At 37.7% G+C, this 13760-nt stretch carries 19 protein-coding genes; 4 read left to right on the forward strand and 15 right to left on the reverse strand.

Annotated elements, in window-relative coordinates; genetic code table 11:
- Positions 1-6: 6 nt before the first annotated feature.
- A complete protein-coding gene (locus tag SP041_RS00755) occupies positions 7-399 on the reverse strand; it encodes a protein-disulfide reductase DsbD N-terminal domain-containing protein (RefSeq protein ID WP_025562862.1) in 393 nt (130 codons plus the stop codon).
- Between the two features lie 74 nt (positions 400-473).
- Here SP041_RS00755 and SP041_RS00760 point away from each other — a divergent pair, with 74 nt between their 5' ends.
- The gene (locus SP041_RS00760) at positions 474-1091 is read left to right on the forward strand and encodes a hypothetical protein (RefSeq protein WP_025562863.1); all 618 of its coding nucleotides are present in this window, start codon (positions 474-476) and stop codon (positions 1089-1091) included.
- A gap of 35 nt (positions 1092-1126) precedes the next feature.
- Here the strand turns inward: SP041_RS00760 and SP041_RS00765 are convergent, their stop codons facing one another.
- The 7 genes from SP041_RS00765 to SP041_RS00795 form a co-directional block, all read right to left on the reverse strand.
- Positions 1127-1645 carry a DsbA family protein gene (locus SP041_RS00765; protein ID WP_170968507.1) on the reverse strand — a complete coding sequence of 173 codons (519 nt, stop codon included), beginning with the start codon at positions 1643-1645 and terminating at the stop codon, positions 1127-1129.
- 311 nt (positions 1646-1956) lie between these two features.
- Positions 1957-2613: a hypothetical protein gene (locus SP041_RS00770; protein WP_025562865.1), complete on the reverse strand. Its 657-nt coding sequence runs from the start codon at positions 2611-2613 to the stop codon at positions 1957-1959.
- A 53-nt stretch (positions 2614-2666) separates the two neighbouring features.
- A complete protein-coding gene (locus tag SP041_RS00775) occupies positions 2667-2927 on the reverse strand; it encodes a hypothetical protein (RefSeq protein ID WP_025562866.1) in 261 nt (86 codons plus the stop codon).
- Positions 2928-3105: 178 nt separating this feature from the next.
- Entirely contained in the window at positions 3106-3729 is a 624-nt protein-coding gene (locus SP041_RS00780) for a hypothetical protein (RefSeq protein WP_025562867.1), read from the reverse strand.
- 176 nt (positions 3730-3905) lie between these two features.
- Positions 3906-4454, reverse strand: coding sequence for a hypothetical protein (locus SP041_RS00785; RefSeq protein WP_025562868.1), 549 nt, complete (start codon positions 4452-4454; stop codon positions 3906-3908).
- A gap of 270 nt (positions 4455-4724) precedes the next feature.
- A complete protein-coding gene (locus SP041_RS00790; RefSeq protein WP_025562870.1) occupies positions 4725-5426 on the reverse strand; it encodes an HAD domain-containing protein in 702 nt (233 codons plus the stop codon).
- Positions 5427-5434: 8 nt separating this feature from the next.
- Complete coding sequence (locus SP041_RS00795) at positions 5435-5791, reverse strand: hypothetical protein (RefSeq protein ID WP_025562871.1); 357 nt, start codon at positions 5789-5791, stop codon at positions 5435-5437.
- Between the two features lie 635 nt (positions 5792-6426).
- Between SP041_RS00795 and SP041_RS00800 the strand changes: the two genes are divergently transcribed.
- A complete protein-coding gene (locus tag SP041_RS00800; RefSeq protein WP_025562872.1) occupies positions 6427-6777 on the forward strand; it encodes a hypothetical protein in 351 nt (116 codons plus the stop codon).
- Between the two features lie 217 nt (positions 6778-6994).
- Here the strand turns inward: SP041_RS00800 and SP041_RS00805 are convergent, their stop codons facing one another.
- From SP041_RS00805 to SP041_RS00835, 7 genes are all read right to left on the reverse strand, one after another.
- A complete protein-coding gene (locus tag SP041_RS00805) occupies positions 6995-7825 on the reverse strand; it encodes a hypothetical protein (RefSeq protein WP_025562873.1) in 831 nt (276 codons plus the stop codon).
- Positions 7826-8070: 245 nt separating this feature from the next.
- Positions 8071-8625, reverse strand: coding sequence for a phosphatase PAP2 family protein (locus tag SP041_RS00810; RefSeq protein ID WP_025562874.1), 555 nt, complete (start codon positions 8623-8625; stop codon positions 8071-8073).
- A 397-nt stretch (positions 8626-9022) separates the two neighbouring features.
- Entirely contained in the window at positions 9023-9241 is a 219-nt protein-coding gene (locus tag SP041_RS00815) for a hypothetical protein (protein ID WP_025562876.1), read from the reverse strand.
- 233 nt (positions 9242-9474) lie between these two features.
- Complete coding sequence (locus SP041_RS00820; RefSeq protein ID WP_025562877.1) at positions 9475-10044, reverse strand: LemA family protein; 570 nt, start codon at positions 10042-10044, stop codon at positions 9475-9477.
- A gap of 37 nt (positions 10045-10081) precedes the next feature.
- Positions 10082-11107 carry a hypothetical protein gene (locus tag SP041_RS00825; protein ID WP_025562878.1) on the reverse strand — a complete coding sequence of 342 codons (1026 nt, stop codon included), beginning with the start codon at positions 11105-11107 and terminating at the stop codon, positions 10082-10084.
- A 117-nt stretch (positions 11108-11224) separates the two neighbouring features.
- The gene (locus SP041_RS00830; RefSeq protein ID WP_025562879.1) at positions 11225-11608 is read right to left on the reverse strand and encodes a hypothetical protein; all 384 of its coding nucleotides are present in this window, start codon (positions 11606-11608) and stop codon (positions 11225-11227) included.
- 74 nt (positions 11609-11682) lie between these two features.
- Positions 11683-11922, reverse strand: coding sequence for a hypothetical protein (locus SP041_RS00835; RefSeq protein WP_025562880.1), 240 nt, complete (start codon positions 11920-11922; stop codon positions 11683-11685).
- Positions 11923-12137: 215 nt separating this feature from the next.
- On the opposite strand from SP041_RS00835, the gene SP041_RS00840 reads away from it, so the two are divergent.
- Together SP041_RS00840 and SP041_RS00845 are read left to right on the forward strand one after the other, a co-directional pair.
- A complete protein-coding gene (locus tag SP041_RS00840; protein WP_025562881.1) occupies positions 12138-12770 on the forward strand; it encodes a thermonuclease family protein in 633 nt (210 codons plus the stop codon).
- A gap of 52 nt (positions 12771-12822) precedes the next feature.
- On the forward strand, positions 12823-13758 hold the full coding sequence (locus SP041_RS00845; RefSeq protein WP_051368421.1) for a hypothetical protein: 936 nt from the start codon (positions 12823-12825) through the stop codon (positions 13756-13758).
- The last annotated feature ends 2 nt before the right edge of the window (positions 13759-13760 follow it).

Below are 13760 nucleotides of genomic sequence, written 5' to 3' on the forward strand. Positions count from 1 at the left end.
TGAAAGTTAATAATGGATTATTGCTTGCTGGACTGGGTAGCATATAACCTTATCTTTGCAGCCTTGATAGAATAAGTTGAATTCGCGTTTACTCACATTGCCTTTATCTATGAGTAGCGTTGCAATGTTTTTACTTACAGTGACATTTCCTAAAAACTCGTCGTTTTCATTGGTGCCTTCACTTATTTCAATGATGTTTGCATTAGAATCAACTTCAAACATATTGTTATAAAGTTTGTATCCATCAGCTATCTTAAATTGAACAAATACGTTTCCATTTGAAGTTGATGTGTATGAAGGTTGAAATGCTTCATCCGCTGAGAGGATCAACTCATCAGCCTGTATGTTAGATGAAATAGCCAGTGCGGTTAAGATTATTAGCTTATTAAGTGTTAGCATTGTTTCTGCCTTTGTTGACTGTTTTTGTATTTTAATTATATTATATTTAAGTTTGTTTAAATAAAAGGATATTTATGAGTTTTAAAGATATGGCCTTGTCATTTTCATCAATGGTTGCAGATGATGCAATGCTTTTTGGTATGTCAGACGAAAGAGAGAAGGCTTTACTTCGCTTTGTTGCATTTCTTAATGAAGAAGGTGAAGAAATACCTGTGAGCATTAAAGAGCTCTTAACTGGAGAAGATAAGCCTGAGGATGCCCACCAGCAAGTTTCTGATACATCAGGAGATTTTATTTACATTATTAACTCTGTTGAGGCGACTATATCGTTTTTGTTAAAGATTAATTCTAACTCTTGGGGTAAGGCTAATTCTATTGCTAGAGAAGAGATTGAGAAGCACTTTACAGATACTGAGTGGGCTTTTCAGGGTGGTTTGATGCTGAAGGAGATGGCAATTGAAGAAGGGCCACTTTCGCTCATTGAAAAGCTAAAGAAAAGGCCCAAGTATTTTATGGTGAGCTTCAAGGCGAATAATTTCAAGGCATTTGACGGAGATTCTGAAGAGGAAGTGTTAAATAAGCTTTATAGCTTAAAGGAAGCAGAGTTTGAAATCCTTAGAGGAATTTTTGGTATAACGCTAACATTGGATCTTATTACAGATGAGTCTGATATTGTTGTTATTCCTGATTAGTTATTAGCGCACCTTAATAAGGTGCGCCAATTATATTATTTGCCGTCTAAAGCAGATAGGTAGTTAATTAGACCAGGTACTGCTTTCCACCCGCCTATCTTCGAAAGGCCGCGAACTAGGACTATATATTTCCCTTCAACAATAAATGCGGGAACACCGGTTGAGCCAGTGCTGCGCTCTTCTTTTAGTGTTTGTTCACGTTCAGCAATAAGTTTTGGAGCTTTCAAAGCGTTGAAGAACTGATCTTGATTTATGCCTTTGCTTTGGATCCAATTATTAATGTCTTTTGTGCTTTTGAATTGCCCTTGTTGCCTTTTGTCGAAATACTCTTGTCTAAGTTCCGTTTTATCAATCAACTGAAGTCCATAGAAGACATTTGCATCAAACATGAATCTTTCTGAAAGTTGTGAGTGTTTTTGAACGAGAGTGTGAGTTAGTTTTTTGTCTTGTTCCCACTGTAAGATAATTGGGTTTACAGCATAGCAGTGAGGGCAGCCGTACCAAAGAAACTCTGTGATCTCATTGTTTTTATATTGCAGAGGTTTTTCTAGCACTCTGTATTGGACACCTTCAGTGTATGTTATAGGGGTGGGTGTTTGTTTTTGGGTTTCTGTGTTGTTTGCATCACAACCAGCTAGGGAAATTGTTCCAATAATTACTGATGCGGCTAATAGAGTTTTTTTTAACATGTTAAGTGTCACTTATGGGATTATTTTATTTAGTGCCTTAATATAATGAAGTAGTGTTGTTCAGTCAAATGCTAAGCATTTCGTGTGGTTGGTTATTGCATTATTTAATTTAATTCCGAATAGTTTATGGTATTAATTTTATTTTAAGGCGCCTAATAGCAATAGGCGCCATTAAGTTAAGCGAAGAATTCAGCGACTTCAAGCTGTCCCGACGGGCATAGTGAAGAAAAGTCTGTGTTTTTATCTGCGATATTGTGAGGAATGCAGCCATCGATAACGAGATAAGCATAAGCGATTTCTGCAGCCATTAGTTGGCCTGAGCATGTTAAGTATGCAAAATAGTTATTGTCTACAATAGCGAACGCGACGTTTGGACATTTTTCTATAAAGTGTTTTATTTCTTCTTTGCACGGTTTTGAATAAAGAGGGTAAAGCTCTCTTGTTGCAAAGTTTGTTGCTCTTTCTATGTGTGTTTCCGTAAATTCGTGTGATGCGTCAAAAAGATTTAGAACAGGGCAGCTTAAACTCAACTTTTGTTGCACTTTACATGCAGGAGTATCTTTCAATAGCTCCAAGGCCATCTCTGCCACATTAATATTACTGAAAAAGAATAGTGCGTCTTCAGTCTCGAAGTTTTCGACTAGGTTCTTGACTCTTGTTAGATCACTACAATCTGTTTCAACTAATTTGTCTAGTACTTGAAATAGAGATATTGCACTGCACACGGCGTCTGTGTTGTCGTTAATATACTCTAACGTTAATGAAGATAATTCCTGTTCGTTAAGTGCACTTGTACTAATTGAAGGAATTCTGATGTAATTTTCGTTTTTCATTAAATATTTCCTAAATTGTATGTTTGGCACTTAACGTGCCGTGATTGTGAGCGCTATAGGATGACGATTAGCCACAAATTAGAGTTAAATTGAATTGAGACTGTTTCTGAGTCTTTATGTCCAGATTGGCTTGAAGAGACTATGTAGAACTTACCGTCGACTTCGAATTTTTGCTCTGGCCACTTAACAGAAACTCGAATTATTTTTTCAAGATTTCCAACGATATCGGTATCGATTTTAAGATATTTTGCTAATGCTTCTTTTTGATTATCGATTGCCGGAATGTTGAATGGTTTTTGATCTTGCTTGCTCATATTAAATCCTCAATTAGTATCTCTTTGGTATGCTGATTATTATACCAATATTGATATAATAGTCAATATAGTTGTGTTGCTAATAGTAGTTATTTTGAAACAACTGAAATAATGATGCGCTTTACAAATGGGCGGATTTATTAGGTGACGGTGTTGTGTCACCTAATGATTTATTGATCTAAATAAAGAGGTTTTTATTCTCTTTCAATATTTTGGCCATGTCGGGCCCGCTTATGTCTCCATAGAACAATGAGTCCGTCTCATCATTTTCTCTTAATGAGTTATTTTTGAAGCCAAAAAAATCTGCTACTTCTGGATGGATGGCTGTAGACGCGAGATAGATGTCAGTGCCTTTGTACATGTAGTTTTCACCATTAGCCGGGTCTGTTTCGCATTCTAGTTCGTCTTCGGTTAGCATTTCATATGTTTCACTGATAATGCACTGTAGTTCCTTATCTTTATTTGTATCGCTTTTCAGTTCATCAATAAGAATATTTAGGGGGCATGTACTGTCCACACCGCGTCTAGTGCGATATTCGTCGATTGCTTCATAGAGGTATTGAAACAAAGCTGGTGAGCCATCTAATTCACATTCCATTATCATAAGGTGGTCGACTGCAGCCTCCCACATGAGAGAAGGGCTCTTTTTGGTAATTGCATTATCTAGCGCACTAAAAAGTGCTAGCCACTCTTCTTTGATGTTTTGTGGCTTCATTTGAAAGATTTGGCCTTCAGTTAGCCAGCGAAAGTATTTGCCTTTCAGTACGCGAATATTGCTTGGTGTTATTCTTTTTGTGTACATTCTATTTCTCTTTGAATTGTTATTTTGTCCATTATATACAATTTGGTATAATAAGTATATAAAGGCAGGTGTAATACTCTGCTTTTTTGCACTTTATTTGCAGTCGATTACGAGTGTACAGATGAAGAGAGAGATTAATATTCTCTTCATCTTTGTACGTTTAATTGATGGGGTTATTACGAGTCTATTGACTCAAGTTGCTTATTGAGGACTCTTTTAGACACGGCCATGAAATGTCTTTTACTAATAATGTTGCTAAATGCTTCCTTTAATTTGAAGCCTCTAGCGTTTTGTCGTGACTTAAGGTGCGCTTCGTAAGCACTGGTAGTTTTTGATAGTAGCAAGTCCTCATACGCTTTGTTTGGAAGCATTGCTAGGTAAGCTTCCCCTAGTGTTTTTTCAGGATTTGCTTGAATGTCTTTAGCACACCAAAAATTAACTTCTTCGCCATTTAGTTCAAAGCGGATGCCGTCTAGCTCTTTTGATATGTGCATTGAGTAGTTGTTTTCTTGATCGATGATAATGCTTAACTCTTCATCTGAATTGATAGAACAAAATTGGCGAATTTTATCTAATCCGAATTGTGCATTTTCTTTAAAGTCTAGAGCAGAAAGAGAGATTCTTTTATTGTTACTAAGGCGAATAAACAAAAAAGCCAGTTCGCTATTTGTTGGAAAATTCATAGTAATTTGTGATTTATTTAAAAGTGCTTTAACTGTGTTCATGATTCTCTCCCCAGAGTATTTCGCTTTATTGCGAATTATATATTGTTTATTGAGAAGAGAACTTCCGTCCCCTCACTCAGTAAAGATATTATATCAATATTGGTATATCAGGTCAATACTAAAGGGGTAAATAGGTATATAAACTTATAAAGTCAGAAAAAGGCGTAGAGGCGTAAGATTGTCGGTCTTCCTTTTGAAAAAAGGCCCAATAAAAGAGATTTGTATTCTGCTCTAATGGGCGATATTGATTCTATTCACTTTATGGGGTTACTAAGATAGTAGTTTATAGGCCTCATCGAAGTGTTCTTGTAGTAAGCCAACCCTATAATTTGTTCTTATTGGATTTAGACGAGAGTCGATAAAGTGATCATCTTCAAATACAACGCAGTGTGTTACGTTGTTCTCTCTTGCATGCCGTTCAATCTCATTTGTTCGAGGCCCAGAGTTTTCGGTAATGTCCATTCCAATGTCTGGGAGAGCATTTTTGTGTTCAATATAATACTCATTGTACTCTGGTATTCCACAGTTTTTAAGAAATCTAAATATATTAAGGAAATTAACGCCATAGTTCCTCCACATTGAAGTCAGCACTACTTGCGATTGTGTATCGATGGCCAGCTTAAGCAAAAGGTAAAGATTTTTAATGTTTACCGTTTCACTTAACATGCCTAGGGTGCTGCTACGGTTGCACGACATTGTTTTTTCATGCACATCTAATACGCCGTTGAAGTCACAGTAAATAACTTTAACCGGGTCTTGATCATCACTTACTTGTTTAAGGATTTGAAATTTTTGTGCTTTGTGATTGTTTGGGTTTAATTTTTTAAACTTGGAAAGGGCCAGCATTTTGTTTGTGCTGCTTACCTTCCCGGAATAAGTGTATCCTTCTAGAAAGTGGCAAGAAGACTCTTTTTTTATTTTTTCGGCGATGACCGGTTGGCCAAGCTTATCTGAGAAAATTGCGAAATTCATTTTAACCCTTATCGTAAGATGGTATCGATATATATTTCTGAGGCGTTAATAGTTTCAACGAAACCTTCGTCACTTTTAAATCCAATGGCAAAGTCTGCTGAGATATCTTCCGAATTTGACAGTCCGATAGGCGCATCGTCGTCGAGGTGCTGCAATTCGTTAAGCAGGTGCTGTAGGCTGTTTTCATTGATGCATGAATCGTTTTCATTCAGGCAATCCATAACATTTTGATTGTTTACTGTGAGGAAAATAGAATGCTGAGTGTCAGGTAGTATGAAAATCTTGTGGTCGCCGTGAACGCAAAGCTGAGATTCTACGATGTCTTTTAGTTCTAAAACGTTAAGTTGCTTATATTGGTTAGTCATTTTAATTTTCCTGATTAATTACTTGATGCTGATATTATATCAATATTAACATAAAAGTCAAATGTATTGTGTCTTTTATATTGGTTTAAGATGGATGTTTCTTTTAGAGCGGTGTTCTGGTCTGGGCCTAAAGATGCCTGCAGCACTGGAGGTTGTGTTTTACTGTATTAAATACGTAATACTGTATTTACATAGTTATGTATTTAATTGTTATCTGCTTGATTAACCCCTTTACAGTAGGTCTTTTTCTTGACGACGTGCCGCCCGGTAGGTGTACTTGTTTTGGGTTGTTTAATTCCTATGTGTCGTTTTAGGTGTTTTTGCGGTGCATCTAAGCTAGCGCTGGTTGGGTTTGATATTTGAGTTGCTTCATTAATCGCAAGGAAAGAAATACATTGACTTAATATACCAAAATTGATATATTAAAGGCGTCTAATTAACACGGAGGTATTTGTGAAAAAGGTTATTAAAATGGTGCTTATCTTAAGTATCGCAAAGCACTCCATTTTCGGAGGGGCACCCAAGTCAAAGGATTACCATATTCATCCGTCTGACTTTCGTAGAAGAGCAAGAACAACGATATCTTTAGTTATCAACTAGAATCAATTAAAGCTACATTAACCGGGGAGATAATAATGAGCAAGCACATAGGTTTTAATCAATATTTGGAAGGCATTTACAATGAACTGTCAGTTGTCGTCAAATATTGTTATGGCGCATTTACATTTGAAGATTATAAAGAAAGCATTCATGTACAAGGTGTGTTTTCTGATTGGTTAGAGTTATTCAAGGATAGCAAATTAACAAAGCAGGAGATGGAAGGTTTAGCATCTGACTTTGTTAGTTATGCAAGCATTAAGCCTGAAGACATCCACCAGAAGCTTGCCATGTTGTCTCACTCATCAAATGTAACATTGCCAGAGGTTGGCGGCTGTCTAACGGCCAGTTATTGGATTGATTATTTTGGCGCTAGAAGCAGCAGCTAATAGTTAAGGTTTCTGCTGGCACTTTTGTCAGCAGTAGTTATAAGCCTGGAACACTCTACCTCTTTTATGAAAAGCCGCTGATGCGGTTTTTTTGTTGGGTTTTTTATCGGTTATGTTGATCTGGAGTGATTTAAATAGAAGGGGGTATTCAGCGATATTCTTTTAAGCGTTATGAAGATAGAGGAGCAAGTTGCTCCTCTTTGTTTGCATATGTTTATTAAAGAAGTAATTCTCTAATGCTTTTTGAGATCACCTTGTGTTCGGTTAATGTTAATAGTCGTTTCTTTGACTCCATGAATAGTGGTGTTTTATCTCTCATTTTTCTGACGAACTCTAGGTAGTCGTATTGAAATTTTCTGCTGTAGAAGAGTTCGCCATATATGGCTTTTGTTTCATCTGATAATTTTTCGTTATCTGCCATTTCAATAAGCGCTTTATTGTATACAGCAGACATTTTTGGAGGCAAATCTGATTGCACTTTGTATTCAGTGCCTTTATTTGTTTTAAGGATTAGCTCAGAGATAACAGTCACTAGTGCCATACCTCTAAATGCGTCCGTATTACATGCTGTGTCGGTTTTAAGTGTAAACTCTAGTTCATCATCAGTTTCTGCCGTTACGTTACCTACAAACGCACTATGTAAGCCAAAGAAATTTGTTTCTCTCTGTTTTTTATATAAGCCCATAAACATTTTTTTACTGACGATTTCAGGATCTTCTTCAGGCAGTAGTGGTGTGTCTATCATTGCTATCGAGCCGCCCATGGTATCAAGCGCTGAATCCTTAAATCCTCTCCAAACGTCATAATTTGACATGTCAAAAAGCGCTGAGTCTTTAATATTTTCTCTGTACTCATTTTCTGGGGTTGTTGTGCTTTTTTGTAGTCGCACTTGAATTAATGCGGTGTCTTCTACTTTCATGAATCTGCTTAAAAAGGTCGACATAAGAACATGATCTGATGCTGGGAAGTTGCTTTTGGTGCTGGTTAACACGCCTGCAATGATAATGTGGTCGCCAGTATCTCTTGTAACTAGGTTAATTATGCTCATTTATTTCTCCTTTGAATTTACTATATTATATATAAATTAGTATATAAAGGCAACTTGAATGCTGTGTTTTTGGCAATGAATTTGAGGTCTTGCCAATCAGTAAGGCGAGATAATTGATTTGTGCCTGCACCAGGCGTTGAATATTTGGGTTATTTTGTTGATTTCAAATAGGCATGGGAGGTTTGTTGATTGATTTAAACGATGCAGGGCGCGAACGCCCATTAATTTTAAGAATTTATCGTAATTTAGAATGTAGAGGAAAGGTTTACGCCATAGCCACCATCTTCGCTAACAAAAGGAGACACAATAAATTTAGTTGGAGAGAACCCCATTTCAGTAATAGCGTATTGTACACCCCATGCAATAGCAGTACCTGCTAGTACGTCATGAGTATAGTGATAGTCGCCTTCAACACGGGTATAGCCAACAAACGCTGCAACGGCTGTAGCTGGCACACCGATTTCCCAACCGTAGCGCATAGTAAGGAACGCAGCCCCTTGCATGGCGGCAGAAGTGTGACCTGACGGAAAAGAATCGTAATCTGCGCCATTAGGGCGTTCCTCGTCAACAGTTGCTTTTAGCGCATGCGTTACAAGAGAAGTATAAACTGCGCCCTCTGCGGCTTGCCAGAACCCTTCCATGTCACCTTTAGCTAGGCTGTATGTTGCTGCAAATAGAGGAACACCTATCTGTAAGTAATCACCTGCCATTGTAAGGTTTTCGTTTTCTGCAAAAGCTGAAGATGAGATAAGGGCAGAAGACAGAGCGATTGCGGCGATAGTGTTTGTTTTAAAAGACATAGTATTATCCTCTACTATTTTTAATTATGTGGGCAAAGCCCTGTTTATCTGCTTAGTATAACGCAATTTAAAGTTTCGTCAATTGGTAAGTCACTGTTAGTACAGACAAACTTAGTGCATTTGGCTTACTTCAAACTAAGGCTTATTCCTTAGCAAGTAGGGATATTATACACTATTTGGTATGTTTGTATAGTTAAAGCACCTATAATGAGGTAATTTAGGCTTATAAATCAAGAAGTAACGTAGAGAGCTGGCTTTAACCGACATAGTCGGCACAACTTAGATTTGATATTTGATATAGTAAGTGCATATATTTAACTGACGCACTTACTAATAGTTATTTCTATTTTATTTTTTGTTTTTGTTTAACTTCGTTTTAATAACGAGTTCTGCCTTCCTAGGCATTTAGGCGTTGAGACCACTCACCAGTAGCAAGTGCTTCAGCCGCTTCTTCATATGAAGCAAAGTACTCATTTGATTCTCGGGTATTTGGGCACCCCATTTCTTCATCAAGTGTCCCTAAATAGTGACCATTAGCAGAGCGACAAACCTGCAATGGAAGTGTTTCGCCAAGAATACTCTTAGCTAGGTGGCCTATTGCTTGTTTCTCATTCATGATAATTCCTTGTTTTATGTTGTTCTATGTTGTTCTAGCTTAGCCACTTTATGGGGGCCGCACTATTTAAAATACTGCTGACAAATTAAGTAGCGGTACCGCGTAATCAATATCTAACATAATATACACTATTTGGTATAAAGTCAATGCAAGGGGAGGTTTTATTATTAGAAAAGAAAACAAAAAAAGTGACCAGCACTAAAGTAAGTGCTAGTCATGCCGTTAACCCCTCATTAATCTATATTCGGCGAGAACTCAAACTCACTCTGAGCTTCACTGTCAGTAAACAAGGCGATTTCTTCTTTTTTGTTTAGCAAATTGTTAATTATAGAATTTGGGAATGTTTGGATCCCCGTATTGAATATTTCCACGTTTTGATTATAGATGCGGATAGCAGCACCAACATTTTCTTGTTGCTCCGAAATCTCTGCCATTATGGCCTTAAACAAGGGAGATGCTTTTAGCTCTGGGTAATCTTCTGATGTTAGCTTTAAACTTGAAACAAGGGCCTGTGCTTTATGCTCTGCACTTCTTAACGTTTGGTTATTAACATTTGAATCATCCAATTCATTAAGGGCTGCTCTCAACTGCGTTATTTTTACCAACACTCCCTTTTCAAAATCTTCATATTGTGAAATTACTACTTCAAGATGAGGAAGTATCTTGTTTTTCTGCCTTGCATGAACGATCACATTAGACCATGCTCGCTTAACAGAATTAAATCTGCCTATGATGCCGTTATAGATAATCATAACGGTGACTGCTGTCAGGACTAAGGCGCCCAATACGTAAAATATTTCCATGTTGCTATCCTTTATCTAAGTTTATTTTAAAAAGTTATTATTTAAAGTTGTTGTCAGTTTTATCGTTAATGAATACGGCAAACGATAGAAGCTTATCTAACTTCTTAAGTTGGTTATTTTGCTCAATCTCTTCCTTGAAAGAAATCGCATATTCAAGCCCAGCCTTTCTTGTCACGCCCATTAAATTGTTTCGCACGGAAAGGCATGCGCGTCCGTTCTCACTAGCCTCAAAATTAAGGCCATCAAACTCATCTGCCATCTCTTCAAACTTCAACACAACTGTTGGCTTGGTTAGTTTAGAAGCCTCCATCTGGTCAGCACAGGTAACTGAAAATTCCTTTCTGAACTTTAACGATGCGGGTTCAAATTTTTGCTCAAGCTTTGACAGTGGTGTGCTTGAACAAATCATTACTGAGCTTGCTGCATTGTGGTCGAACATTATTCCGTAACGATGAAAATGGTCATAAACGGTTCTGGTGGAAGTGGTTGTTCCTCCTTTCCCATTTGAGGTTACCACAACCTCTGTTCTTTGGTTTACGTAATGAAAAGAGTAATAATCGTAAGGAAGCTTGCAACCATTATTATCGTAGTTTCCTTCTGCTAAAAAACTTATTTCTCTTGAGTAGTTACCTCTGTCGAATTCACAAAACTGGCCTTTTAATTTTTTTGCATACCCTTTGCCAATGCGTGTTTTGATTGGCTTTAGTTTGTTGTCAAAAATAAGGTCCATTTTAAATATTTCGTCGGACAATTCACTTACGCTATTCGTTCGCATGAGTGCATACCCAAAAAACGAAGCTGCAACAATAAGCGGGCATGCCAACATAAAGTAATGCGCGAGTAAGAAGTAGTTAGTGACCTCAAGAAAGTAGAAATAAAGCGGCACCGAAGTAGCGGCAAAGGCCGTTCCGACAGACCATTGGACGGTATTGTCGTATTTCAATGGGTAGTCCAGTGCAATCACTTTGTCGATAATTGTTACCAGGTCTTTTTCGCTTTCTGCTTTAGCTAGTTCTTCTTTTGCAGATAACACTATTTCTTTTATTTTCTTATTCACACTCATTGCATGAGTCCTTTCGTTTGCCATAATGGATGCATGTGGCTGTGTTTAATTTATTGGATACAAAAGCCTGTCTTGGGAACGGGTACGTCCTTAAATGGCGTACTGTTCCTATTCGCTTTAGCGTTCGTTTGTAAAAATGTATTTTTCTTTGCTGAAGATATCGGGACCATCGTCAAGAGGGTCATATTCAGCACTGGCATGCGCACTGTCTATAATAGGGTTGCCTTCTTCATCGCGATAACCGATATTTATTTGGTAGCGACACGGCACGTTTGAATCTGTGAAGTGGTATGCAAGCATGTCATTAATATTAGCAAAAACGAACACTTCTTCATTGTGGCTTTCGTAGGTAACTTCACCCTGAGGGAAAGAGCTCTCCTCTATTGTATAGAATACATTAGAGCCGAATTGTCCTGTGTGACCATATGACGAAACTTCCTCTGTCAGAGGCACTTGTTTTAATAGGTTGCTGTTGAATTGCAGTGCTGCTGAAGAGTGCATGCTGTTCCCTAATAAATAATTAATATGAGCTGGCGGTTTTTGGCAACTGACTTGTCAATTGCCAAGCTACTTGCTTAGTGAAACGTAAACGGAGTTTCGCCTAAAACGTGCTCTGATTTAACGGCCATAGGATCATTAAATTTGGTTTCCATGATAAGGCGCTCTAAGGTAATTGAGTTTGTACTTTTTTCATTACTTAGTGACTCAATGAAAGCGTGAACTTGCTGCTTAGTAACAAGCGCATTGCCAGGGTTTGAATTAATTGCGTCAGTAAGTGTGATGGTTTCTAAGTAAACTGGAGCGACTTGTTTCATGATGTAAATGACCTATAAATATAATAATAGCCGATAAGGCTTATAATAAGGGAGAACTCTCCCGACTGAGGCTATAATATATCAATAATTATATTATAGGTCAAATCTATTCTGTTGTTTAATAAAGAAAATTAAATTGTGGTGCAAGTATCTTTGCATTGACTGTTGACTCTATTATTATATAATATATGAAATATTTTATAAGGAGATTTCGCTTGAATCCATTTACTGCACTAAAAATAAATAAAGCCCCTTTAATACTCGCACTGGGACTATTAAGTCCTGTCGTCAATGCAGACACTTCTTTGCTTTCTGCAAATACCTTTTACTCAATTAAAAATGCGCTCAATAGTGCGGTGTCTACGGTATCTGACACATCAAAGGGTCGTGGCGCTACACTGACCACCAGCAATGAAATCTCAGGCAAAGGAAAGATTGCCTATGTTATCGATGGTGATACGGCCTGGGTTTCTGTTAATCGCACTGAATTTAACGAATTTCTAGCCGTTGCAGACACCAAGGATAAGAAGAAAGCGCTACGAACCGATTCAATGCAGGTAAAAATGCGCATTGGTGGCATTAATACGGCAGAATCTGAACATCGTATTAAAAGCAAAAACAGTGCGTTCGGTAAGGCGGCATCAAATTATCTAAAAGGATGGGCGAGCGGTGGTAGTGCTGAGTATTCTTGTTATGCCCATGGTTATTACTCACGCCCAATTTGTGCCGTTTCGGCTAATGGCTTTGATATTGGCTATGACATGATTAAGAACGGTTACAGCGATTACGACACCTCATGGGGCAAGCACCCGTATTTTGATGCACAGTATAAAAAGGTAAGTAAATAAAAAATCGAGTTAATATCTTAACCAATAAACCGTTTAATAAGAGAAATATACTATGGCCAAAACAGTCGTTTTAACAACAAAGTCTATTCATATTCAAAGAGAAAGAGCCCAAATGCCACGAGTCATGGTCGAATCTCCTTTAGGCGGTGACTACTGGAAGAATGTCGAATATGCAAGAATGGCAATGAGGCATTCAATGATGATGGTGGGTGAGTCTCCAATGGCGCTCCATCTTCTTTATAATAAGTCATTAAGAGACGGCAACGACGTAGAACGCTCTATTGGAATCAAAAGAAGTTTTGACTGGCACTCTCATGCAGAGAAAAAGGCGTTTTATATTGATAGAGGTTTATCAAACGGCATGATCATGGGTTACCTAGATGCATGCGCAAAAGGTCAGCAAACTGAATTTAGATTTATAGCGGGTAGCAAAGAAACCGATGAGATTTTAGGCCGAGCAAACAAGAAGACTTTAACGTTACCTCAACTTGAGAAATTAAGCACTGAACTCAAAGTGATAATTTGCAATAACGCAGCGACTAAAGGTATCCCAACTGGCGCGGTGACGGATTATCAAGAGAGATATACTGCTCTAGTGAACTTGATAGATAAATTAAATGTTAATGTAGATAACGAAGAAAGTTTATTTAATTGCTTGGCGATGCGCGAGTCGTTGATGCGTAGAAATGAAAGCCCACTCATTGTTGAAGAGCTTTATAGCCAGTTCTTAGATATTAACGACAAAGAAAAAGCGTTTTATTTAGATGCGTCTCAGTCATGGTTGCAGGTTGTCGATGAGATCATTCCTTTTGTTAATCCGCATGCTGAACTTGATGAAGGGCTAATGGATTTAGATAAGCGAAGTTATGACCAGTCAGTGATTGACGAGTTGCCGATTATTGAAGAGGTTCTGTCTCATGGTTATTCATCTGCAGCGCGTCAACTAAACGATAATATTGAGATGTCACAACCTTCATTTGCAATGTAGTA

This window comes from Psychromonas sp. SP041 (assembly GCF_000470315.2).
GTDB lineage: Bacteria > Pseudomonadota > Gammaproteobacteria > Enterobacterales > Psychromonadaceae > Psychromonas.